This is a genomic window from Paraflavitalea speifideaquila (assembly GCF_032395985.1).
Classification (GTDB): Bacteria; Bacteroidota; Bacteroidia; order Chitinophagales; family Chitinophagaceae; genus Paraflavitalea; species Paraflavitalea speifideaquila.
Map to the genome: position 1 here is coordinate 5,091,589 of NZ_CP135920.1, position 22,482 is coordinate 5,114,070.

The window sequence follows — 22,482 nt, forward strand, 5'->3', positions numbered from 1 at the left end:
ATAGACAACTGGGATACCGGGTACCGCGCTACAAACCGGTTCCAGATATTCAGCAAAGTGTCCTGGCGAACAGCCACCGTATCACTCAGGGCAACTGGTTCAACTTATAGCCACAACTGTTGATCAACCAATCCGCATAATGCAGATGTGAATATCCTTGCCTCAGGTGCTCGTTCATATACCATTGGAAGAGTTGTTTGGCGGTCATTACCGAATCCATCCAATAACCCGTGGAAGCGAAAGCGGCGAACATTTGTTTGGAAGCCCTGGGCTTGATCGTATCCAATACCGTGGCCATAAACTCGGGCATATTGGGCCCTCCTTTCGATAGTGGGGCCGCCATGGCCAGGGCATACTTCTCCCCAGCCGGGTCGCGCGCTTCGCGCAAGGCGCTTCCACTATATATATAAATGCGCACGGTAGCCCCTTTGGTATGATTGGGAAATTCGGCTATGAAGTTCTGATAGGTTTTTACCAGGTCAGCACAGCTAATAGCAGCAGGCCTGCTGATGCCGGTAGAAGCCAAAGTCAGGGTATCCCGGGGCAACTGCCATCATTGATCTCTATAGAACCGGCATAACTGCCAGGTGTACTATTACACAGGTCTATAAAATTCAGGTACTCCGTCGCCGTTTTGTCAAGTCCGGTTTTATCACGCATATATCCTGCAAAAAGGTGTTCTTGCGGGCAGTATCTTCATTTTTCGTAGGCATTACGGTTGTATAAGTTTGTCTGAATGCAGTATAAGCAATGTTCACTTTTTCACAATCTGCACATACAGTTTGTACATTTCCGCATTGGAATACGGGGGCATTACAATTGCACCCGGAGGTGTTGGCAGGCGTTGGCAGGTAAATTCATTGTTACACATACGGCGAAGACTATCCAGGGCACCATTACTGATATTGGTTTTATACACCGCCAGCATAAAGTTGCTCATAGAAGGATACTTCGAGCTATAACTGGTTTGATACACCTGGAAAAGCCCCTTTATATTCTTGCACTCACAATCAGTAGGCTTGTCGGCAATGGGCTTATATACCGTGATAAATGGCTTTTCATACGATCCCGGGGCATCGATCAATACCCCGTTGCACAAAGTGATATCCTGACTTACTCCAGGCGTATTCCTTACATAATCAATAATGGCCTCATTAAAGCTCTTGAAAGGCCAGGTACTACCCGGCTTCACCGTACTGGCGCCCAGTGGATGCGTTTCATCACCTCCTTCTTTACAAATGGCTATCAGCCGGTTAATGATAGCGGCCGAATCACGTGTCTTCTGAAACCCGCAACCCGCTTCTACCAGTTTATCCCACCAATAGGCTGCGTAGTTGCGGCAGTTCTCGCTAATGGAATTGGTAAGCGCCTGCTGGGCTTGCTGCTTCAATACATTGCCATCGGTTTCATAAGGATTTACCCCAGCGCACCTGCATTGAGGTATTTGCGGGGATCTACAAACAGGCGATAACTTTCATTTTCCAATACCGGGTAATTGAAAGAGAAGAGAAAATCGGCCGTCATCATTCTTTTTTGGCCAGGTAGATCGTCTTAAACCGGCGCCAGGCCTCATCCAGTTCCGTAGCGCACAACAAGGAACTATTGTACACATTTGCCAGGTTGCTATATTGGCTTACGCAGGCTGCTTCCATCAGGCCGTTTGGCTGGGTTTTACATTTCACCATCATATTGCTCAGCGACCAAAGGTTGGTCCATGCAATCGGGATGGGCCGGCCTCCAAATATAATTGCGTTCGTCACCATCGCCCGGTTCAGCGAATCGGTCATTCTTGATTTATAGGAAGTATTATTCTGGAAAAAGGGATCGGGATTGTTACCGGGAAAACTGGTTGCAGGCGCTGTAGTCATCTGAAGCGGGTTGAGGTAGCCGGCTGATACCGCTGCCGGATAGGTATCAACTGTACCCATGGCTTCATCCCATTTGTTGCTGGTGACAAGCTGGGAATAATTTACATACACCTGGTATTCGGGATGGAACATCAACATAATGATCTTTAGGAAAGGTTCGTTACCGCCAAACAGCCGGGAATAAACATCATAAATGCCTTTGTACCGCGCAGCATAAATGCCATCTCCTGTCATTTGAGCGTACATCAGGTCGGCATAGGTATTCACATCATCATTGTCTGTTTTAACGATGTCGCCATTCGTATTACAATCGCCCAACTGCTGCTTCACCAATACCATTTGCTGCTTATAAATATCCTCAAAAGTTGTTCTGTTATTATTGGCCATGTAAACGCTATCCCGGTAATAATTTTTGCCGGACTGGCTGATGGATAGCTCTTTGGTTATAGTATAGGAACCTTCGCCCAGGGTTATGGTGAATGACTCGGACAATCCTCTCACCGGATCAGCACAATTACTGTTGATACTGTTCAGCGAAAAGTTGGATTTCTTATATACATAAGGTTTGCCACCCGTCATGCTCTGGTTATTGCATTCATCAGCAATGGTGATGGTGAGGTCGTACAAACAGTCATAGCAGATCTCCTGACCGGCCCAGTTGGCCATCCGCAGGGTTTGTGGGTTTAAGGAATACGTGAAGGTATAGGGTCCGGCCATGGGTGCTACTATACTGCGGGTAAATACCACATTATTGTCTTTGACCACATTGTTTACCGGCGTCAGCAGGGCTTCTGTTTGGGTAGTAAACTGAAAGCTGTTCAATGCCTGCATGTTGGCAGGCGGCGCGCCTGCAAGGGCTGTTGCAATGGTGCGTCCTTTCATATCTATATAAGTCACACTATATTGCCCATTGGCATCCCGCACCATATTTTTCTGGTAGTGGGCTGCATCTCCCACATCTGTTCCAAACAAGGCGTCCAGGTCGGCCTGACTGGCAGAGGCATAATAATTTTTGGTTTCATGGCCGGAACCTAACCGGAACAGTTTACCCACCCCTCCCTGAGCCGCAATACGGCCCGTATTATCCTGGGTGTATTTTGTTTCAGAGAAGGGAAATGTTTCTGCATCCGGGATATACCTGTTAAATCCTACCTGTTTTAATGGGTTCTGTGGCGAATAATATTTGGAAGCCCCTGTGTCAGTAGCCATGCCGGGCGCAGCGCCATTGCAGTAATCGGCTGTAGCGGCCAGGCCGTCATAGAGGTCCTTATTGTATTCAGAGCCCGGCGCATTCAGGCTCCTCGCAAACAAGGGGTATATTGAATAATACTGTTTAAAGTAGGCGCCGGCAATACCGCTAATACAGCATTGCCCTGGTGATCATACAACGACTCTGCTACCACGGTGGTGTTGGTGCTATTGTCCTTGGTCACCATTTGTCTTCCCCGCAGCGTTCCATCAAAATACTGCACAATGCTTTTTAGCTTCCCTTCTTCCGCAAAACTGGTGGCAGCCTGCCAGTTAAGATTTCCCTGGTGGCCAATGAACCAGGCTTTCCCCAACCCACTAACAAGATTGTATTCAGGGCTCCATTTAGAAGTGATCCGTTCCCCATTGGCCAACGGCTGTACAGCCCTGAACCTGAAAAATACATATCCATTGTCATTGAACAAGAGGGAATATTATACATTAATCCCGTAATCGTAACCCTTGTGGCATTGTTCCTGAAAATATTCTGTGCAAAAGCAACTGTTCCCGGCGTTCCATAGCGGTTATCAGTGTAGGCTTCATTGCTGATATAGGTCCATTCCAGGTCATAAGCTTTTGCCCATTTATTGAGCGGCCAGCTTACCAACAAGGTATCGCGGTTGTCGGTTATATTGTTGGCATAACTATTAAAAGCGCCTAAACCACAATCCGCACAATCGGTCGTATAGCTCCTGTCGATACGCATATCATTCGTAAGCTGTACAATTGATTTTGCCAGGTTGATATTAATATTATAGGCGCTAATACCCGTTAGCTCCACTTTAACCCGCCTTCCATTATTGAAATAGAAAATATCCGATTTTTATAAGGGTTGTTCTTGCTGTAGGTGATGGTAAAGCTCCTGGTGGTAGTGCTAACGGTACCTCCTTCGTTTTGCAGAACGCTCACCAGGGTATTGAGGGTAATACTAAAGGTATCAGGAAGCACGACAGTCCCAAACTGCACAGGTTCATTGAAAGCGAATGCAATGATATTCGCAATCTCATTGACTGCTGTCACTGCAGGCTTTAGATTGGGCGCTTTTAACAGCGTATCGCTTACGGTTAAGGTATCGCCCGTATTCAATGGATTGCTGGCGCCATTCAACACATTCGTATATTCCTCATACTTCCATTGCGCCCATGCATCGGAACTAATGAACATAGCACCAGTCAGCAATACCGCTAATAAAACGATTCGTTTCATATTTCAATTATTTGAACCTTATTATTCAATACCTATTATATTTCTACCACACCAGCATTCTTTGCTACCATTAATTACCTCCCAATACCGGTATCACCGTATAGCCTGTATACATGCTCTGCGGCATAAATGTCTCGCCTACCTTATAAATAAACCTGGCTTCGTTGAAGAAATTCAGGTCCAGTGTGGTTTCATCGATTTTAGTAAAACTAATAGTGGTAACACCTGTAATAGCTTTACCGGGATCCCCTTCACAACCTGCACCCGGCGTGGCAGTTGTACAATTACTGTTAATGTCCAGCTTACCACTGAACTTAAAAAGCTCCACCACCTGATCATAACTTAAATAGGTGCCCAGGGCCCTGTTTACAAAAGCCGTAAATACATCACATCGGGCAGCTGTATATCCCACATTCAGCACCGGCCTTTTAGCCACATTACTGCACTCAACACCGCCGAAATAGAAATTTTTATATACGTAACTTTCATCATTCATTTTATACTCTATAGGATAGTTCACTCCCGTGGTCTGCACCTTGTTATACATTGCACTTACAATGCTTAAAACTGGCTGATTCAGATAATCCTGGTTGCTCCAGAAGTCCCCGCCTGTAGGAGGTACCTGGTTGGTACTGGTAGGTGGAAAATTGATGGATGGCATGCCGGCATACGCTTCGGGCCGTATGTCAAAATTTGTTTTACCGGGTATAAGCACTCCTTTTAGCGGCTGCAGCTGCATATATGGGTACTGGTTAGCATACCGGAAATGAGGCGCATTAAACCAGGAGGGGCAAAAAGCATACAGATTAAGAGCAGCCGATTGTATACTGGCATTTTGAGGTAATACAGACAAGTCGTAGGTAGTGCCCCCTTGATATATACCAGGAACCATCTGTCCAATTCGAAGGACGTATATATTCACCGTCATACCCATCAGCCCCGTACAATGTAGTGGTGGAAATCCCCTTTGTCACAGGCACACTTACCGTTTCGGTAATGGATAGCTGGGATACCGGGTACCTGGCCACAAAACGGTTCCATATATTTTGTAAGGTATCCTGGCGAACGATGGTCGTTTCATTATAAGGCAACTGGCTTAGTTTATATCCACAGGTATTTACCAGCCAGTCTGTATACACTTCGCCTGAATATTGAACACCCAGGTGCTCATTCATATACCATTCAAACAACTTCAGGGCGCTCATAGCAGAATCGACCCAACTGCCCGCCGCCAATAAACTGGCTTTCATATTTTTTTGGAGGGGGTGGCGGCGTGATCGTATCTCTCACGGGTCTGTCCCTACGCGAAGCAGCCTGCGGAACGATCCATAGCTCTTTTATTTCCTGGGGTACAGGAGTGGTTGCAGGTCTGTTGTTATAGGCAACGCCACTTTGCGAAACATACATCCGTACGGTGGCACCCTTAGTATGGGCAGGAAATTCGGCAATAAAATTTTTGTACGTTTTTATCAGATTGGCGCAGGTTACCGTACCCGGCATCGCTATCCCTGTAGCCGGCACAGCCAGGGTAGTTACCGTATCCATACAGTTGTAATAAGCCTGGCTGTAAATAGCAGCATCGTAATAGTAAGCTATACTCTTCAACAAATAGGTGGCAGAGTCGTAAATCATCTCTATCTGCCGGTATTGATTATTAGGCAGGTATTGGATACTTAGTTTTTATAAATGCCCCCGGCCGGGTCAATACCAGGTCTTTTAAAGACACTTCATTAAATAAAGAATCCAGCAGTGGAACATTAATAACCCTGGAATAATTGAGCTTATCATAAATATAGATGCTCTTGGTATCGTGATCGGCCACTACATAATATTGTTGTCCCTGCAGGTACTCCATACTACTGTCTACTATTCCCCAAAAAGATTGTTATACAGCGCATACTTCCCTTCTTTATGCTCCAAAATAACTGACAGTGCCGCACTATCGGCAAAATCATAGGATATATTATAATTAAGCAGGTCAGTAGCCTGGTACACCTGTCCGATCCTGCTCATCTCCATCAGCGCTTCGGTGCGGCTGCCCAGCCTTTCTCCCAAAGGCAGCATTCCCTCGTTCTGGGCTTTTGCATGCTGTTGGAAGATGATCCAACCCAATGTGGTCATTATAGCTATTTTCAACAGGTATCTCATATATGACTTTATAAATGGTGGTTATTGTAAAATGGTTTGTGTGTTCTGCCGCGTTTCCTTAATCGTCATGATCCCCTTTCGGTTTCTTTTTTGAGGCGCAACAGGTTACCCTCATCATCGTACTCATAAAAGGTAGAATAGTTGTTTTCATCCAGTTCCGCCATCAACCGCAGGGTGACGGGGTCATACACAAACGATTTCAAATTGCTGTTGAATGGATGGATGCGGATATCATCCACCAGTATATTCCTGGTACCGGGTTGGAATACGAGCTGTATACCAGTAGCGTTGATGGGTATATCGGTTACTCCTTCATATCGCTGCCAGCCTTCAATACGCACGCCTGTGGCATTTAAGGTCATATCAGCACCGGTGGCGCCTGTATATTGAACTTTGATGGGCGCCAGGCCGCTGGTGCTGGCCGTATTGGTATGGTCGTCCTTAATTTTTACCCAGGCTGTTACCACTGACCTGGTGCCTTCGATCGGCGCTACCTTGGGCAACAGGACGCTTTCGGGTTTGATCCTGTTGAGCTTTACACAATAAAACCATTCCTTTTTGTAACTGCCGGTGGTATCAATAACACCGGGCGGATACAAAACATTTTGAGGAATGATCACCCTCGCCGGACTGTTGTCCCTGCTCCAGGAAGCTGAAAACGAAAAATCATAATGATCCGTGTCAAACCACCAGAACTTATGAGAACGTTCGGTGACTGCATAGATCTCAATATCATACAACCTTCCCACCATCAGGAACAGGGGCACACTTCCTGATACATTGGTAGCTACCGCCACCCCATTCACCTTCATGCTATACGAGGTGGAACGCCCGCCGGAGTGGGTTAAATAAAAACGATACGTATCTGAATAAGGTGCTTGTATTTTTCCCCGCCACCTGATCTCTGTCCAATTGGTGGCGCATATAGAAGGATGACAAGGCTCTTTTTAGCCCAGGAAAAATTGATGGTATTATCCAGGCGTGTTGCCGTGCCGCCACAGGCAGAATAGGAACCCATCAACCCGGTGCCCTTGGGAAAAGCAGTTTCTTTTAACACCAGCGAAGAATCGACTCTGATAGAAAGATTGACCGCCGTATCAGCTTTCCCGGTTAAAGGAAAGGAGATCGTTTTCGTTTGATTCGCCGGCAGGCTCAGGCTGTATAAACCGGTGTGACTATCCTCACTGGTAATGTTGAACCCATCAAAGGTGCGCGTGTCTTTACAGAGATAGGTACACTTATTGGTTTTGTAATCGTAATCTTCTAAACCATCAAAGAAGGTTTCCCGCATTTTGGCATTTTGGGTGGCAGCTATTGCCAATTGTTGGTTATACCCATATTGACCTGCATTATAACGGTACAAAGCGTCATAATTCTCCATTTCGTATCCTTTCCGGTTGAAGAAGTTTTCTGCATTGTTCCAAACCCATTGGGTGGTATCCGTAGTAGCAGCAATTCCGGTGGTGGAAAATATCCAAAAAGGATTAAAGGTAGATAAGGAACCATCTGTCCTTACATTGACCGGGGCGGTCGCCAGGTCATTCTCCCGCCGGCTATCACGGTCACCATAGAATACATAACTTTTGTCCACCCGCCAATTGCCCAGTATGCCAAACCGGTAAGGATTGACCACCGTATCAGAAATATATTGCTTGCACAGCAGGGTGTCGATCCTTTTAAAATTTCGGTACGACATGTTAAGGGAAAGTGGAACTGCATAAGACTGGGTGCGTTCGCTGGTATTTTGACTATAGGTATACATGTCCTGAAGGGTCAGCCGGAATCCATACGAGCCTCCGCCACCCAGGGCTTCTGTAACCAGCGGCAGGATGTTAAAGTCTGTTTTGCTGCCGGATGTTCCATTGCCCATTGTACCCAGACTAACAGTAGAGCCGGTGTACAATACATTGTCAACATGAGTATTGTTGAACCAGGGCGTACGTATATTCTGCAATATGGTTAGGTTGCTTCGTCCGTTGGTAGATCCATTGTTGGCATGCGCATAAGTTCTGGATACCCAGTCGGGGATACACCCATCATCCCTTTTACCATCGCACCCACGGGCATCTACCCGCCAATCCCATACGGTACGCGGTATCTGTGCATTGAAATTCAGTACGGCACGGTATACGGTATTGTTCTTGCGAAAGAAATCATTATCAATTGCCAGCAACTGGTTCCTGATATCAAAATCTATTAGTGATACAGCATCGTAAAAATAGCCGCCCCTTCCTTCAAAACTGATCCGCCTATTCCTGTAAAACTCTACGTTATTGCTGGCGATAAAGTATTGACTCTGCGGAATGCTGCTGCGGGAAACAAGGTGCGAGCCCGTTTTACCATTCCAGGTTGACAAGGATACTTTCTTCATCAATAAATTCCTCCTGGAATACAGGGTAACCGTCTTATCCTCTTCCAGTATATAAGACGAATCCTTTACATACCAGTGATTAACAACTTTCCACAGGTTTTTATACGTTACCGCAGAAGCCTGCAGCACTTTGGTTTGTGCATCGATGGTAATTTTATTGACCCCATTCACCAGGCGCACGGGGTTGGCCAAGGATACCAGAGAGCCTGCGGGACTAGCGGTAATATTCCTTCTTCCCGACCGGATGATCCTGAACTCTTTAATACCCGTACAACTGTATGGCCTGCCTTCCTGGTCTATAAAATAGATGCCCTGGTGCTTTTCTTTTCCTTCTCCCGCATCTACAGCCCATAGCTTAATGAACGGCTTGAGTGCGATGCGCCATTTTGGATCGCCGCACAAAGCAGGATCAAAACCAATCGGCGGTCCTGCCGCTGCTACCCGCATTAATGGAGTAATGGGCTGCAAGTCTTCTTCAAACTCCCTTTGCACAATGATCTCATCGCCACTTTTGAAGAACTTCTCCCAATTATCCACCGTATTGTTGTCATAATCAAACAACTTGCCTTTGATGATCTTCAATGACCTTCCGGTAGCATCCGCACCCAGGTTAATACCAATATTGGTATAGGCAGGCGCCATACCATCATAGGCCCACCAGGCGGGATAGGTAAGGTTGTATACAGGGTCATTGTATTCGTTATTGGTACGTGTTATCACTACCTGGCCGCTTTCAGCATCCCACACCACATTCCTGGTAGATACAATACTGCCCTTATCCATCTGCACCACGCTATCCAGCAAAGCATACCGGTTGATCACTTTTACCACGGCAGCAGAACGGAAACGCATGATCTCCTTTTGGGGAAAAGGAATGGCCGAAGGAAGGGGTATGGGAAAGATGCCCCCAGGGATCACATCTACATTCACACCCAGGTTGGTAGAAGTTGTTTTAGACAACTGCTGCCGCAGATCCACCATTACCTCGATATCCTTTCCAACCGTACCCGCTATTACTTCGCCTTTATTGCCACTCACCACACTCACCTCATTGTTCAACTTTTTACGGTCGGCCTTATCATTATCCACTTTATAAAAATACCGCAGGTAAGAAATAGGATTGACCGGGTCCGTTTCAGCATAGTTGGCCTGGGACTTCATTTTGCCATTCATATCGTTCAATTCTATCTTAAAACCCTGACTCACATTCATGTATTGCCGGGAGTCGATCTTCAGGAATTCTGACAGTTTGGAGCGGAATGGTTTCTTGGCATAACCATCCAGCGGTGTCATTTCAGTCAGTGTTGGAAAGTCTTTGGCTGTATAAAACTCCGTTTCACTCGATCCGTTGGCCGATTTGTAGGCATGGTGGATGGTCCTTACCCTTACTTTGGAATAGCCCACCATGGCCGAGGGGAAGAAGGATTCACCCAGGGGTTCCTCAGAATACATAAGGTTTACCGGCGCCAGCAGGTTGGTCTTTTCTTTTAACTCTTTGGCGATCCGGAAAGGATTCTCATCCCCGCCAATCTGGGGTTCATAACTGGCAACGCCGCTACTGATGGAAACTAACTTTCCATTGATGTTTTCGGTGGTGGTATAGGTATACTCTTTACCATAGGAAGCATCCTGGTGTTTGCCGGCAGTCAGCGCATTGAAATTGTCAGTAAGTTCAATGCGTTTTACCCGCATACCTCCTCCATATCTTTTAAAGGTAGGCTCATTCAACCGCACAAATGTTTTGGCAAGGTCTACTTCCTTGCACCAGCTTTTCCCCTGGGCAATCCCGTCAAAGGTTGAAAACAATTGCCGGTACTGGGCGACAGAGCCAAATATGACCTTGATCATATCTGTAAAACTTACATTACTGCCTGTTTCAGAATTGGGATAGGCTTTAGAAGGAAGATTGAGCCGCAGGAATTGAATGGCTACCTTTTAAACGGGCTGACACCTTCCACCTCTTTTACTTTTATCCATACCCTGTTGGTGGTACCGGCTACCAGGCCAATATCCTCTATATCGGCATACAGTGGTATCCATTCATTACCGTTACCCCATTTATCCGTGGCCGGCATCGGAACATTCAATTTGAAGAACAGCTTGGTTATACCCTGAAAATATAAGGATTGTAATTCCCGTTTATCCGCCACTGCTACGGGTAAAGTAGCAAAAACATAAAATTTTTCACCCCTGTTTCATAGATAAACTTATTGGCAGTACTGGTAGGGCTAACACCAAATCCGTCTATCTTAAATAAACGCGAAGCCCGCTTGTTTTGTACAAAACCATAATCATCACTTTCATAGGTCACTTTAAGTTTGGCCCCTGATGGTTGTTGTATCTCCGTCAGGCTCCAGGCCGCCACATGCGCTGCCGTTACCGCACTGTCCTGCACCACGTAGGGAAAATCGTAGTTATCCATCCCTGCCGGATTGGAAGCAATATCTTTATAATTACCCCACCGGTCATAACGGGCAGGATTGTAATTGGGGTTGCTGCCTGTATAATTGAAGCGGTAAGGGTTTTCCATTTGCCATTATTGTAGCGAAACCAAATAGCTTTCAAGGTGAGCTTTCCCTTTGCCGGATCGCCACTTATGCCCTTACAAAGCGAATAATCATAATCAAAACGAACTGATTTTACCGGCCGGGCGTTGGCAGCATTCTTTACCCAATCGGCCTTCGCATAGAGATCAATCCTTTCCAGCCTTCTTTGAGAGCGGGCAGCATCGTTGATCAATCCGCCGGTCGAATCAACCGTATTCAGCACATCGGCCCGGTCCCTGGAAGTGATGAACACCGCTACAAAGTTTTTGGATTCGATGGTATTGAGGTACCACAACTCCTTTTTGCCAAAAGCATAGCTACCCTTGTCATCCCGGTTGTATGATTTCAACCCATCATTATAGTTGGCCATAAATCGCGTACCGGAATAAGGGATGCGCCATTGGAAGGGATTGGCTTCTGTGCAAACCTGGCTATAATTAAAGCGGATCGCATCACCCAGGTCATCATCCGTAACCCCATCTCCCCGTATATCTACATAATCCGGCGACAGTATCTCAGTCAACAGGAATGAATGTGCATAGGCGGGTGTCTCCTGCCTGGAATAGTAATTTTCTTTGCCTTTATTATTGGCAATGGATGCATCTGTGGCATCATAGGCAATCAATCCTTTGTCTATATTAGCCATTGACTGCTGAACGGAAAAAGTAACATCCTGCTGCGTGGTCGTATACACCGGAATGCCATACACATATTTCTTCCCGTCACTTCCCAATACATCAATTTCCGAAATATGGTTAGTTTTCCTCATCGGCCCTTCTCTTTCTATTTTCGTCAACCCGGTCATGCAAGCCGTATCTCCACCCAGGTTTAAGACCAGCGGCTGCCCAAGCAGGTTTTCGGGATAGGAATATATTTTCTTATTGAATCCATATTTAGCAGCCTGTCCGGCGGTGTAATAAGTGATCAACTGCGTACGCTTGTCGCGTGTTTTACGCATGATAGGAGCAGCTACATTCAGGTAACCATTGATCACGCCTCCGCTACGTATCTTTTCAAACTTCGAATCCAGCACTACATTTTGTCCCGTTCCACTCAGCGATGCACGCAGCAGTTCATCATCCCCCAGGGCTGCATAGAAGTTTTTATCCACCGACGTTTGCTCACCTGGATTTTTGAAGTACACACTTTCGTAGGTAGTATCATCATTGGCAAATTTCAGATAGGGAGCCAGCCGGTTATCATCTTTCCAGGCTTCATTGGTAGTAGAAGCATCCACCATCATCAGATCGGTTCCTACGTGTACATACCCACCTGCGCCTATATCCACCGACAACCTGTCGGAACCATTGGTTGTTTGCATTTTATGGTCCCTTATATAACCCACATCGCCCCGGTAGGCTCTGAACATCCCCTGTGCCCTCTCCACTGATAGAAAACAGGTCGGGTGTAAAAACAGGCAGCGCAATATGAGGCGTTGATTCGCTGTTGAAAGCCAGCTCTTTTTCCCGGTTAAAGTCCATTAACCCATCAGGGTCATTCATGGATTTGGTATAATGAAAGTAGCCATAGGCGGGAAATGATTTGGTGGTATAGGCCAGCTTTTGACTTTGTACCGAGCCCGAGATGCCAATACCTGGACTAATTCCCCAGATCTCGCCTCCTACCTTTCCGGTAAAACTGTAGGCCGTATTCTTGTAAGGCATGGTCATCGTAGGAATATAAGTTGGCGTGGCAAACGATATCTGAGAGGCCACCGGCATACCAAAACCAGAGGTGGAAAATCTTGACTTCTCATAAGATTTGGCCGACTGTTTCAGCTCCCCATGTAATTGCAGTGAGCTGATACCAGTACGGTTATTGTACGAGGTGCCAATACCTCCTCCTATTGACCGCTTTTTTTCTTCGGAGTTGATAGAAAAGGATAAACTGGGATTTAGGGTGACCCCATACATGGAGTTGCTGGTGATGGATAAACTACCCGTTAAACTGCCGGAAACATTTTTACCACCGGCAATATTGCTGCTGATAGAAGGGCTGACACCTGTTTCTACGCCCCAACCCATATAGTTGTTGTAGAAAACGCCCGCACTTATTTCCAGCCCTGCAGAGATCATTTTCTTCAACTCGGGAATACCGATCAGCTCTATATTAATCGATCCGTTAACACTTACTGTTTTGTTTTCCTTAATGGATTCTGTTTTGGTTATGAGGTCCTGGCCGTTGAAATCATCGGGCAGGCCACGCATGGTGCGGGTGATCGCGCCAGGGTTGATATTCCACCCGGTGCCCACCCAACTTGCCTCCTGGTCCATCGTTACACCGCTGCTATAATGAACGGAAACGGGATAGCCACCCACATCCATCAATGGAATATTATAGGCAAAACCACCTGAAAACAGGTCCACCATGTTATCAGTACCTGCACTCTGGAAAGAGGAGGATTCAGGTTGGGCAGGTCCTATATCAGCAGCAACCCGCCGGGCTTTTTGCGTAGTCCCGCTAATGGGTGCAGGTCGCTCAGTAGCCAGTACCTTATTGTCAGCCATACTAACCGGATCCCAACCCACGTTGTTCAGTGGCTTAGTGTAGCGATACAAACACGGAAAATGATTGCCGGCATTTACAAAATAGGGCCTTGCATTGGTGATAGCTGCATGTAGCTGCCCTAAAAGATCTACATAGAAAATACTAATCAGCAGGAAGGCAATGTGCTTCTTATATTTTTGCCCGAGTAGCTTTAACATACTATCGTATTTGAGTTCTGTAAACCGTTTACAATAATTGATATCCTATTTCTTTTTGCCTTTGTATTCAAACGACATCTTCCACTCCTGCCCCTGCTTGTCGATAAGGCTGAATTCGTACAGGTGATCCCGGATAAATTTCCCCGCTTTCGCCAGGTCTATCTCCACGATATTGATACCTGGTGAAAACACAGGTATAGATTCTTCGTTTATACTTACAGGAATGTGATCGCCGCCCGTAACATCCACCACTCTTATTTGAAACAAACTGTCCAGGCTTTCATTGTACCAGGAGAATTTCAATCCCTGTGCTACGATAGAATAACTTACCTGTTCATTTTTCCTAGCCAGTTTCGTGTAGGCCAATCCATCGCCTGGCGTACCTTTTGGCGGCACTTTATCCGCTACAGAAAATGTCCATACATCACTTTTTATATTTGTAGCAGCTTGGGCAGTGATCTGCCAGGCATACAATTGCTTCTTCTCCAGGGCCATGGCCGATGCAGGATAAGTGAAAGCAATATTCGTTAGCCGGCCCACTCTATACACAGGCGCATTATCCCTAATGGCATCAGCTGCCGTTTGGTTGTTGTTTACTTTTACCAGTGTGTATTCGTAGGTACAATTGCGCACCAGGGCCATAGGAGCAGGCGGCATCCAGCTAAAAGCAGGTTGCTGTTCCTGTAATTCACTTTTATTCTCCGGGAATATAAGTTGCGGAGGCGCCAATACATCTACCTGCACATCTATGCAGGTACTTCCATAACTCGCTCCCTTATTGCTTACCAGTTCATAACATACCTGGTAATGGCCCACAGGCAGCAAACCCTGCCCACCCAGGGTCACCTGTTCATGAAGTGCGTTGTATACAACCGGCATCACATCAGCCACCTGTATCTGCCGGGCCCCGCCGGGCACTACTATATTGTTGGTAAGCGCAGTAAGCATCTTGTTGCCATTGGCTTTATTCAGGATCGTCAGGGAAATCTGGCAGGTGCGGACAGCCGATGATGGATTTGAAATGACCACATTCCACAATTGCTCCTTCTGGATCAATGCCCCCGGCGGTATAAAGGCATTCACCACCAGGTCCTGGGCATGAACAGCCCTGAACATGAGCATGGTCAGGACAACACTTACATAATATATACTATTCCGTTTCATAACTTTTATTTAAAATTGGTAGTGAACCCAAGTACTCCTATCGTATTGTTGTATAACTTATAATTGATATCCGGATAATAATTGCAATCCACCTGCAACGATACGGTGCCTACTTTGGGGATGGTCAGGGCAGTAGAACCATAGCCCCCACTTTACTTTCATAATCAAGAGCCGACAAGCTGTTGATCTTAAATCCACCCTTCAGGGCTATGATCTCATTAAGCTGGTACTGAATGCTTCCATCAAATACAGTATAACTGTAGAGGTTGTTTTTGATTACAGAAGTATTGAAGGAAGAGGTGTATTTTTAAAATTGAAGGTCTGCGTCAACGCTATATTGGTTGAGTTGCCATAGAAATAGGCAGAAGCGCCGTTATCATTCAGAAAACGATTGAAGATGATAGAAGAGGTAGATGGAATATCCCCAATCCGGTAAGAATAGCTGGTCATACAATTAATGACCTGGTAGCGATTCTCATAGATTGTATCATTAATACTTACATATTGATAAGAAGGAATATAACCCGCTGTTACAAACCATTTATTCCTCCTAAAACTAGCATTGATGGTAGTAATGGTATTCCTTCCTGTATATACCTGTTCTACATAAGGATTTTGATAATCATTGGTTTTTACTCCCAGGTTCACCGTCAGTGCGTTATTAAAAAGACTTGCCCCCTGTATCCCCCATTGGCTATTATTGGCATTGAGGCGGTAGGCGTTAAATCCATAATAATTAACTCCGTAGTACTTATAAAAACCATTGACATTTACGCCCAGCCGCGGCAGCAGGCTATAGGCCGTAACACTATAGGCCTTATTGGTATTATCCGAAAAACGAAAGGAACGTTTGGTACCTGATCCGGCTGGCTTTGCGTAATCAGACTGGGCTATTTCACCTTGTAAAGTGAGGTACTTCCAGGACAGTTGTCCCGAAAGACTTACCCCCAACGTACGCTGTTGCAGGGCACCTTGGGCATTGCCGGTATAAACGGGATGTTGTTTGCCGCCAAAGAGGCTTACCAGTAAATAATCTTTATTCCGCCCTTCTATACCCAGCCCTGCCTGGTACACAAAATTATTGATCCTGCGCCGGGAGGAGTTGAGCACAAAATCACGTAACCCAAAATCTGTCCATCCTGCCTGTAATACCGTAAATACCTGACCAAAGCTGTAGCGGGTATTGATGCCATTGATTGAAATATTCTGAAAGCTCAATTGTGTAAGCGATGGCATGCTTCTTCCTATGGACAATTTTTTAAAGCCATCCCACCAGGTTTTACGGTTATCATCCGGCGCGGTGGTATCTGCGCGCAGGCGCTTCAGGTAACCGGCATATTTAATCAGCCTGTCACCGCTTCCTGCTGCATTATCTTTACCATTTTGTATAAGCCGTTGAATATCGCCCGCCGCATTTTTATATTCATTGGTCAAACTGTCGGTCATGAGCTTCAGCGAGTCGAGGGTATGTTTTGCTTTGTCATACTTTTCTACATAGCTGGCAGCCCGGGCAATTGAATCGGCGCCGGAAGTTATGCTGCTCAGGTAAATATCTTTATTGGCCAATATTTCACGGTAATGTATGTATCGGTTCAGGCAGTCCGGGTTATCGGGTACACGCAACAAAGAAGAGAAAGAAGCCAACTGCTTTAACTGATCATTAAAGTATAGCTCCAGCATTTGCGTTTTCGCGTCCCAGGTATTTTGCAAAGCAGTTTGTTGACGGCCACGGGCAATGGCCGACAGGTCATTGGCTCCAAGATCGATGTTAAAATCGAGGTAATTTCTAAAGTAACGGGAGTTGGTATACCGGCCAAACAGAGAGACCGTGAAAGGAATACCCGCCAACAGGGCAACTTTGGTGGTGTAATTCAGGTTTTGTTGAAGAATATTACCATAATCATATACACCTTCTATTCTTGAAATATAAGTAGCATTGTAACTGAGCGAATGACCATTAAATAATTTATCCTTCGATAATTGAACTTCGGGAAGGCATATCTTCTTTTTCTGTATTTTTTCAGTTCATTAAAAGCGGAGTCGGATGGGAGTTTGCTGTTGATCCCTTTCAAGGGCTGTTTGAGTTGAGCAATCCAGGAACTATCTACCAGTGCACAGGCACAACCTATATCCTGCCTTGCCTGGGCTGTGAGCATAATCACAAGCAGGAAGAAGGTTAATAGACTACAGGTTCTGACGTTAGGGCATAACGTTTCCATACAAAGGATAAGGTGGTTCCAATGACAAAAAGAAAAACATTATTTGTTGCAGGCCAGCACGATCAGGAAAGACATAGGTCCTCCTCTCATGATGTCCATGACCAATAGTTGTACATTATTTAATCGAAAAAAATAAACAACCCTTATGCGCGTGGAGACATACAGGGTTTTTGTTATTCAGAGAATGGAGAGTTCCTCTTTCAATAAATGTACGAAATGGATTACATTGCATCCAAATTCTGCAACAATTATTTTTTTCTCTATAACCCAACACAAGGTTAACCGAAAATTTACAATGCCTTTCCATCCTTTCAAAACTATCTTACTTACAGTTGTATTGTTTTTTTGTTATGTTTCATGCCTGTTAGCACAAACCAACGTTAGCAGAAAGAACATAGTTAGAAGGAACCCAGCCATAGGATTACATTACGGCATATCCAACTTTAGTCATTCTCCATTCGAGATCAACAGGATCAATCACGGATATGCTTTATCTTATTTAGATGGCCTTTCGGGCAAGTACGATTACATGATACAGGGAGGTAGTATATCTCCCAAACACCCGTTAGGAAAAGCGTTAAACAATGGCAACAACTTACTACACTTCATTAATATATATGGTATCCGAAGATTATATGCCGATACTGTATTGATCAATCCCTTTGCAGGGGCCGGACCAGGTATTACATTGTATAATACCAGCTTTAGCCCTACCCTGCAGGCGGCCACCGGTTTTCAGTTGCGTATTTCCAGCACTATCTTCCTGCATACTCAACTGAGCTACCAGTTCCATTTTTCTTCCACGATCAACAACAATGTTTCAGCATCAATCGGCTTGCTGGGAACCATCCTGCAACGAAAAAGCAAAACAAAACCGATAGCAACCAGCAGGCAACCCATATACAACAACAAGCTGCAGATATAGATAAGGATGGGATACCCGATAGCCTGGATGCCTGCCCCACCCTGGCAGGCCCTGCCGCCTTTAATGGTTGCCCGGACGCAGACGGCGATGGAATTCCTGATAACGAGGACCAATGTCCGGCATCGCCTGGCCTGGCAGCCTACCATGGTTGCCCGCCACCTAATACCAACCCGCCGCCCGTTATAATGCACATAGACACCTTAAAAACCAACGACAGTATTTCCACTATCATAAATGAACTGGCCCAGTACATCTATTTTGAAACCAATAAGGCCACCTTGTCGCCAGCATCAGCAGGGGTATTGAATAAGATCATTGCCCTGCTAAAAACGCAGCCCTTTAAGCAACTACAGATAGAAGGTCATACCGACAATAGGGGTACGACAAAAGGAATGAGCAATTAAGCGGTGAACGCGCCCAAACTGTGTTGGAGTACCTGGCAGCCGCTGGTATTGACCGAAGCAAACTAATTGCGAGGGGCTTTGGTTCCACCAGGCCTGTAGCGCCGAATACCACAGCCCGTGGCCGGGGCCTGAACAGGAGAACAGTGTTTATCCTTTATAGTCATTAAAAGCAAGCATCCTCAATTTACACCCGCCCGTTGAAGTTAAAGCTCTTCAACTGCCCCTGCCCGCCCCTGGCAACAGCACGTTCTCCCCTTTTGCTGACCGTAGCAGCTTAGCGTTCACGCTTCAGGACGGTCAACAGCCTTGCCTGTATGTCGTCGTCCTTTGTATACGCCGTGAGGTCGCGTACGATACTGGCGGCTTCACCTGCCCGCCCGAATCCGGCCATGTATTCCCGTGTACGTTCATAGGCCGGATCGTTCATGCTCTTGTCGGTGCTTACTCTTTTGATATTGCCATTGCGATTTGCTTTACTGGTGATAAAAATGGCTGGCCGGTCCAACTGATAAAATCTTTATACAGCCGGGACAAGCCAGGCGCGCAATCGTGCCCACTTCGCCCGGCATGGCTGTTATCCTGAGGAGGGATTGCCTGGGTATTGCCTAAGTATTGCCTGGGTATTGCCTTGGCGGGGTAGGATTCCTCTGGGATTCCCCGGGGATCCGGATAGAGTAGGCAGGCAATCCGGCTACCAGTTTCAGACAATACAGGTATCATTACGCTACCATCCCGTCCAGCTATGTTGAGTGTGTTTGTCATATACGTCAATTTTGATGACACAAAGCTGGCACGATTCTGCCGACCGTTTTACCAGGTTGTTACCAGCCTGGTAGAGATTTATTTTCGCAACAGGGCATAAAAAAGCCAAATCGATCACCCGATCTGGCCTGCTGTTTTATGTAAGAAATCAGTTTGTTTTTAACCGGATAACGGTAAATGAATAAGCAGGTAGTTCAAACCCGGGAATATCGGCCAGGGGAATGATGGTATTGACCGGCCTGGCATTTTTATCGGCAGGCTGTCCTTGCAATACGGTCTTCATAGCCGTAATACCAGTGGGATGGACACTTCCGAGATCCAAGGCTGTATGCACGGTCACGGGCAGTAGGTTGACCAGTTTGATGACCAGGTCCTGGGTTTTGGTGTCGCGTACCACCGACCAGGCGATCCGGTTCCTGACGGCTTCCTGGTTATTGGACAGGAGGCAACAGCAGGCAGGTATTGATCGCCGGCATGGAGGCCGAAGAGTTTTTGTACTTCATACCCTACCGTAGGTTTCACTTCTGTGTTGTTGAAATAGATCAGGTCGGGATTCCATTGGGTATGCCCTTCTTTGGCCAACAAGGGAGCATAAGAACTCATGGTCACCACATCGCCATTGCGCTCCAGTGATGTGAGGTACAGGGCTTCGGCCAGCGCCGTTTCCAGGTTATTCGGTCGGCCCGGCAAATGTGCCGCATATTCGCCCAGGTACACTTTCGATTTACGGCGGTCGTACTTATCGTAATAATCCTGGTTGTGGATGAGCCAGCCGGGGATACATAGTAATGCTCATCAACCATGGGCACCTTGAGTTTGCCGGCCAGTTGCCACCCTTCTTCATAATCGGTGCCCTCATAAAAGGGCCCACCGTACCGATAACCGTGATGGCCGGATATTTGGCTTTCACGGCCTGGTAGATCATGGTAAAACGTTGCTCAAAGAGATCGGTGATGAGGTCTTCATTGCCAATGCCAATATATTTGAGGTGGAAGGGTTGGGGATGACCAGCTTCGGCCCGCTTCCTGCCCCAGGTAGTATTTACATCGCCATTAGCATATTCAATCAGGTCCAGTATATCTTGTACGTAGGCTCCCATTTGATCAAGGGGAATACCACCCTGTTGCCCGCCACCCGTAGCGCTGCTGCCCGAATTCTGGCAGGGTACACCAGCGGCCAGTACAGGCAATGGTTCGGCGCCAATATCTTCACAATACCGGAAGTATTCAAAATAGCCCAGGCCAACGGTTTGGTGATACCCCCATAAATTACGTTGTGGAATGCGGGCTTCGAGGGGACCAATGGTATTTTTCCAGTGATAGATATTGCCGAGCCCATCGCCATGGGCTACACAGCCACCTGGAAAACGGATAAAGCGTGGATGGATATCCGCTACCACCTGCGCCAGGTCGGCCCGCAAGCCATTGTCTCTTTCTTTAAATGTTTTTTGGGGAAAGAGGGAGATCATATCCAACTGCAGACATCCCTTACCCAAAGGCACTAATTCCAACCTGGCCTGCGTATCACTGTCATTGGCAGTAAATACCGCCTGCAGCTTTTTCCATTCATTGGCAGCAGGTACAAGGGTTGTTTGCGCCAATATTTTACCTGTACTACCCACCAGACGCACCTGAAGTTTTCCCCTGCCCGCGGTTTGTTTCGTAAAAACAGACAATTTATATTGCTCGCCCTGCCGGATGGGTATGCCATCAAACCCACTATTGCTCAATACCGCACCGGGCATCTTCGTATCCAGTACCGCATAATGTGCATTATTGGCATGAATGGGCGCCGTGGTACCTACGGTAAACGTGGTTTGATCACCTTTCAAGGTCCAGGCGTATGTACTATGCCAATTGGTATCCCGGCCTTCTTTATCGCCGGGGGCGTATTCAAAATCGCGGTTCTGGATCAGCTCGGCATAGAGGCCGCCATCAGCCGCATAGTTAATGTCTTCAAAAATACGCCTGTCAATAAATTACTGATAGGCTTAGTCCGGTCAGCTTGTATAGATAATTGTACCTCCACTGGTTTGAGGTTGGCAAAGCGTTGTCCATCCTGTGCTGCTTGTTCTCCATAGAGTGTATTCCGGTATTGTTTCCCCTCCCAATGGCGAATGAGTTGATCAACGTTGGTCCAGGCCACGCGATGCAGTTGACCGGTGGTTTTGCCCGAAGGCAGTTGAATGGTGGTGCTGGGATCGACATATTGAGCAACAGGTACTGCCGCTGCCGGTGTATAGGTTTTGAAGTCTTTAGTGGTTACCTGGAAATACCTGCCGGAGGCATCGGCATAGGTGATGGTGTATTGGGGCTTTTGCTGGTTGTATTGTATGATGGGCTTCAGTACATTGGCGCCGGCGGTCATGAGGGGTAGCTTTGACGCCCCCAGGAGATGAGGTCGGGCGAACTGGCATGGGCAAATAATTTTTCTTTGTTGTTGAGCGCCCATACGCATTGCCACTCGCCACCAGCGCCCCGTATCAGGTATGGATTGATCATTTTCTTTTCTGATCCCCAGCGACCATAATCGCTCCGTACAAAGGCATACTCATTACCGATCAATTGCCAGTTTACCGCATCGCGGCTCCAGGCAAAATGCAAGCCATTGTGGTCATTGTTCTTGCCCGTACTATAAGAGAATAGGTAAACAGAATCGGTAGCGCTTTGCGCAGGTTGGGCTTTGGCCAGGAAGGACAGAGCAAGCAGGCCAATGGTCAATACCAGGATATACCGGGCTGGTGTTGTGATCGATCTCATAGGCAAACAAGTTGGTTGGGCGTATATAAATGTCAATATTACAATTATATTGGCATATACAAAAGAAAGGTCCGGGAGCCGGAAACACCGGAAGCCGGTCCCGATAGCTATCAGTTGGAAAGCCGGGAAGAAAAACTTTTAAAAGGATCCGATATGC

Annotated in this window: 27 protein-coding genes and 1 pseudogene; 2 read left to right on the forward strand and 26 right to left on the reverse strand. The window is 46.6% G+C overall.

The window, feature by feature from the left end; translation table 11 throughout:
- Positions 1 to 85: 85 nt before the first annotated feature.
- The 20 genes from RS881_RS35110 to RS881_RS35205 form a co-directional block, all read right to left on the reverse strand.
- A complete protein-coding gene (locus RS881_RS35110) occupies positions 86 to 547 on the reverse strand; it encodes a hypothetical protein (RefSeq protein WP_315815021.1) in 462 nt (153 codons plus the stop codon).
- Positions 529 to 660 (reverse strand): hypothetical protein, encoded by a 132-nt coding sequence (locus RS881_RS35115; protein WP_315815022.1) that lies wholly within the window; start codon positions 658 to 660, stop codon positions 529 to 531. The genes RS881_RS35110 and RS881_RS35115 overlap by 19 nt, the downstream gene beginning before the upstream one ends.
- 94 nt (positions 661 to 754) lie before the next feature.
- Positions 755 to 1,390 carry a hypothetical protein gene (locus RS881_RS35120; RefSeq protein WP_315815023.1) on the reverse strand — a complete coding sequence of 212 codons (636 nt, stop codon included), beginning with the start codon at positions 1,388 to 1,390 and terminating at the stop codon, positions 755 to 757.
- Positions 1,391 to 1,523: 133 nt separating this feature from the next.
- Complete coding sequence (locus RS881_RS35125; RefSeq protein ID WP_315815024.1) at positions 1,524 to 3,179, reverse strand: hypothetical protein; 1,656 nt, start codon at positions 3,177 to 3,179, stop codon at positions 1,524 to 1,526.
- The gene (locus tag RS881_RS35130) at positions 3,161 to 3,340 is read right to left on the reverse strand and encodes a hypothetical protein (protein WP_315815025.1); all 180 of its coding nucleotides are present in this window, start codon (positions 3,338 to 3,340) and stop codon (positions 3,161 to 3,163) included. The genes RS881_RS35125 and RS881_RS35130 overlap by 19 nt, the downstream gene beginning before the upstream one ends.
- An 8-nt stretch (positions 3,341 to 3,348) precedes the next feature.
- Positions 3,349 to 3,897 (reverse strand): hypothetical protein, encoded by a 549-nt coding sequence (locus RS881_RS35135; protein WP_315815026.1) that lies wholly within the window; start codon positions 3,895 to 3,897, stop codon positions 3,349 to 3,351.
- The gene (locus tag RS881_RS35140) at positions 3,888 to 4,322 is read right to left on the reverse strand and encodes a hypothetical protein (protein ID WP_315815027.1); all 435 of its coding nucleotides are present in this window, start codon (positions 4,320 to 4,322) and stop codon (positions 3,888 to 3,890) included. Before RS881_RS35140 ends, RS881_RS35135 begins: the two co-directional genes overlap by 10 nt.
- 70 nt (positions 4,323 to 4,392) lie before the next feature.
- Positions 4,393 to 5,061 carry a hypothetical protein gene (locus tag RS881_RS35145; RefSeq protein ID WP_315815028.1) on the reverse strand — a complete coding sequence of 223 codons (669 nt, stop codon included), beginning with the start codon at positions 5,059 to 5,061 and terminating at the stop codon, positions 4,393 to 4,395.
- A gap of 67 nt (positions 5,062 to 5,128) precedes the next feature.
- Positions 5,129 to 5,572, reverse strand: coding sequence for a hypothetical protein (locus tag RS881_RS35150; RefSeq protein ID WP_315815029.1), 444 nt, complete (start codon positions 5,570 to 5,572; stop codon positions 5,129 to 5,131).
- On the reverse strand, positions 5,505 to 5,930 hold the full coding sequence (locus RS881_RS35155; protein ID WP_315815030.1) for a hypothetical protein: 426 nt from the start codon (positions 5,928 to 5,930) through the stop codon (positions 5,505 to 5,507). The genes RS881_RS35150 and RS881_RS35155 overlap by 68 nt, the downstream gene beginning before the upstream one ends.
- Before the next feature lie 46 nt (positions 5,931 to 5,976).
- On the reverse strand, positions 5,977 to 6,177 hold the full coding sequence (locus RS881_RS35160; protein ID WP_315815031.1) for a hypothetical protein: 201 nt from the start codon (positions 6,175 to 6,177) through the stop codon (positions 5,977 to 5,979).
- 11 nt (positions 6,178 to 6,188) lie between these two features.
- A complete protein-coding gene (locus RS881_RS35165) occupies positions 6,189 to 6,470 on the reverse strand; it encodes a hypothetical protein (protein ID WP_315815032.1) in 282 nt (93 codons plus the stop codon).
- 65 nt (positions 6,471 to 6,535) lie between these two features.
- Positions 6,536 to 7,282 carry a hypothetical protein gene (locus RS881_RS35170; protein ID WP_315815033.1) on the reverse strand — a complete coding sequence of 249 codons (747 nt, stop codon included), beginning with the start codon at positions 7,280 to 7,282 and terminating at the stop codon, positions 6,536 to 6,538.
- Between the two features lie 32 nt (positions 7,283 to 7,314).
- A complete protein-coding gene (locus tag RS881_RS35175) occupies positions 7,315 to 10,689 on the reverse strand; it encodes a hypothetical protein (RefSeq protein WP_315815034.1) in 3,375 nt (1,124 codons plus the stop codon).
- An 80-nt stretch (positions 10,690 to 10,769) separates the two neighbouring features.
- A complete protein-coding gene (locus tag RS881_RS35180) occupies positions 10,770 to 10,928 on the reverse strand; it encodes a hypothetical protein (protein ID WP_315815035.1) in 159 nt (52 codons plus the stop codon).
- Between the two features lie 65 nt (positions 10,929 to 10,993).
- Positions 10,994 to 11,263 (reverse strand): hypothetical protein, encoded by a 270-nt coding sequence (locus RS881_RS35185; RefSeq protein ID WP_315815036.1) that lies wholly within the window; start codon positions 11,261 to 11,263, stop codon positions 10,994 to 10,996.
- Positions 11,218 to 12,756 carry a hypothetical protein gene (locus RS881_RS35190; RefSeq protein ID WP_315815037.1) on the reverse strand — a complete coding sequence of 513 codons (1,539 nt, stop codon included), beginning with the start codon at positions 12,754 to 12,756 and terminating at the stop codon, positions 11,218 to 11,220. The genes RS881_RS35185 and RS881_RS35190 overlap by 46 nt, the downstream gene beginning before the upstream one ends.
- Positions 12,710 to 14,092, reverse strand: a complete 1,383-nt coding sequence (locus RS881_RS35195; RefSeq protein ID WP_315815038.1) for a hypothetical protein — start codon at positions 14,090 to 14,092, stop codon at positions 12,710 to 12,712. Before RS881_RS35195 ends, RS881_RS35190 begins: the two co-directional genes overlap by 47 nt.
- Before the next feature lie 45 nt (positions 14,093 to 14,137).
- The gene (locus RS881_RS35200; protein ID WP_315815039.1) at positions 14,138 to 15,256 is read right to left on the reverse strand and encodes a hypothetical protein; all 1,119 of its coding nucleotides are present in this window, start codon (positions 15,254 to 15,256) and stop codon (positions 14,138 to 14,140) included.
- Between the two features lie 276 nt (positions 15,257 to 15,532).
- Positions 15,533 to 17,104 carry a hypothetical protein gene (locus tag RS881_RS35205; protein ID WP_315815040.1) on the reverse strand — a complete coding sequence of 524 codons (1,572 nt, stop codon included), beginning with the start codon at positions 17,102 to 17,104 and terminating at the stop codon, positions 15,533 to 15,535.
- 708 nt (positions 17,105 to 17,812) lie between these two features.
- On the opposite strand from RS881_RS35205, the gene RS881_RS35210 reads away from it, so the two are divergent.
- Positions 17,813 to 18,400: a hypothetical protein gene (locus tag RS881_RS35210; RefSeq protein WP_315815041.1), complete on the forward strand. Its 588-nt coding sequence runs from the start codon at positions 17,813 to 17,815 to the stop codon at positions 18,398 to 18,400.
- An 11-nt stretch (positions 18,401 to 18,411) separates the two neighbouring features.
- Positions 18,412 to 18,971 (forward strand): annotated as a pseudogene (locus tag RS881_RS60335) (OmpA family protein).
- 107 nt (positions 18,972 to 19,078) lie between these two features.
- On the opposite strand, the gene RS881_RS35220 reads toward RS881_RS60335, so the two are convergent.
- The 6 genes from RS881_RS35220 to RS881_RS35245 form a co-directional block, all read right to left on the reverse strand.
- On the reverse strand, positions 19,079 to 19,309 hold the full coding sequence (locus tag RS881_RS35220; RefSeq protein WP_315815043.1) for a hypothetical protein: 231 nt from the start codon (positions 19,307 to 19,309) through the stop codon (positions 19,079 to 19,081).
- 405 nt (positions 19,310 to 19,714) lie between these two features.
- Positions 19,715 to 19,906, reverse strand: a complete 192-nt coding sequence (locus tag RS881_RS35225) for a hypothetical protein (protein ID WP_315815044.1) — start codon at positions 19,904 to 19,906, stop codon at positions 19,715 to 19,717.
- Positions 19,903 to 20,283, reverse strand: coding sequence for an alpha-L-arabinofuranosidase C-terminal domain-containing protein (locus tag RS881_RS35230; protein WP_315815045.1), 381 nt, complete (start codon positions 20,281 to 20,283; stop codon positions 19,903 to 19,905). The genes RS881_RS35225 and RS881_RS35230 overlap by 4 nt, the downstream gene beginning before the upstream one ends.
- Positions 20,284 to 20,305: 22 nt before the next feature.
- On the reverse strand, positions 20,306 to 21,541 hold the full coding sequence (locus RS881_RS35235; protein ID WP_315824706.1) for an alpha-L-arabinofuranosidase family protein: 1,236 nt from the start codon (positions 21,539 to 21,541) through the stop codon (positions 20,306 to 20,308).
- Positions 21,478 to 21,933: a hypothetical protein gene (locus RS881_RS35240; protein ID WP_315815046.1), complete on the reverse strand. Its 456-nt coding sequence runs from the start codon at positions 21,931 to 21,933 to the stop codon at positions 21,478 to 21,480. The genes RS881_RS35235 and RS881_RS35240 overlap by 64 nt, the downstream gene beginning before the upstream one ends.
- Entirely contained in the window at positions 21,930 to 22,325 is a 396-nt protein-coding gene (locus RS881_RS35245; protein WP_315815047.1) for a hypothetical protein, read from the reverse strand. The genes RS881_RS35240 and RS881_RS35245 overlap by 4 nt, the downstream gene beginning before the upstream one ends.
- Positions 22,326 to 22,482 lie beyond the last annotated feature (157 nt).

Coding starts and splice junctions, on each gene's coding strand:
- RS881_RS35115 (WP_315815022.1), bottom strand. CDS start 660: ATGCGTGATAAAACCGGACTTGACAAAACGGCGACGGAGTACCTGAAT.
- RS881_RS35140 (WP_315815027.1), bottom strand. CDS start 4,322: ATGAAACGAATCGTTTTATTAGCGGTATTGCTGACTGGTGCTATGTTC.
- RS881_RS35145 (WP_315815028.1), bottom strand. CDS start 5,061: ATGCAGCTGCAGCCGCTAAAAGGAGTGCTTATACCCGGTAAAACAAAT.
- RS881_RS35150 (WP_315815029.1), bottom strand. CDS start 5,572: ATGAAAGCCAGTTTATTGGCGGCGGGCAGTTGGGTCGATTCTGCTATG.
- RS881_RS35160 (WP_315815031.1), bottom strand. CDS start 6,177: ATGGAGTACCTGCAGGGACAACAATATTATGTAGTGGCCGATCACGAT.
- RS881_RS35165 (WP_315815032.1), bottom strand. CDS start 6,470: ATGAGATACCTGTTGAAAATAGCTATAATGACCACATTGGGTTGGATC.
- RS881_RS35170 (WP_315815033.1), bottom strand. CDS start 7,282: ATGAAGGTGAATGGGGTGGCGGTAGCTACCAATGTATCAGGAAGTGTG.
- RS881_RS35175 (WP_315815034.1), bottom strand. CDS start 10,689: ATGATCAAGGTCATATTTGGCTCTGTCGCCCAGTACCGGCAATTGTTT.
- RS881_RS35185 (WP_315815036.1), bottom strand. CDS start 11,263: ATGGATAACTACGATTTTCCCTACGTGGTGCAGGACAGTGCGGTAACG.
- RS881_RS35190 (WP_315815037.1), bottom strand. CDS start 12,756: ATGTTCAGAGCCTACCGGGGCGATGTGGGTTATATAAGGGACCATAAA.
- RS881_RS35195 (WP_315815038.1), bottom strand. CDS start 14,092: ATGTTAAAGCTACTCGGGCAAAAATATAAGAAGCACATTGCCTTCCTG.
- RS881_RS35200 (WP_315815039.1), bottom strand. CDS start 15,256: ATGAAACGGAATAGTATATATTATGTAAGTGTTGTCCTGACCATGCTC.
- RS881_RS35240 (WP_315815046.1), bottom strand. CDS start 21,933: ATGACCGCCGGCGCCAATGTACTGAAGCCCATCATACAATACAACCAG.
- RS881_RS35245 (WP_315815047.1), bottom strand. CDS start 22,325: ATGAGATCGATCACAACACCAGCCCGGTATATCCTGGTATTGACCATT.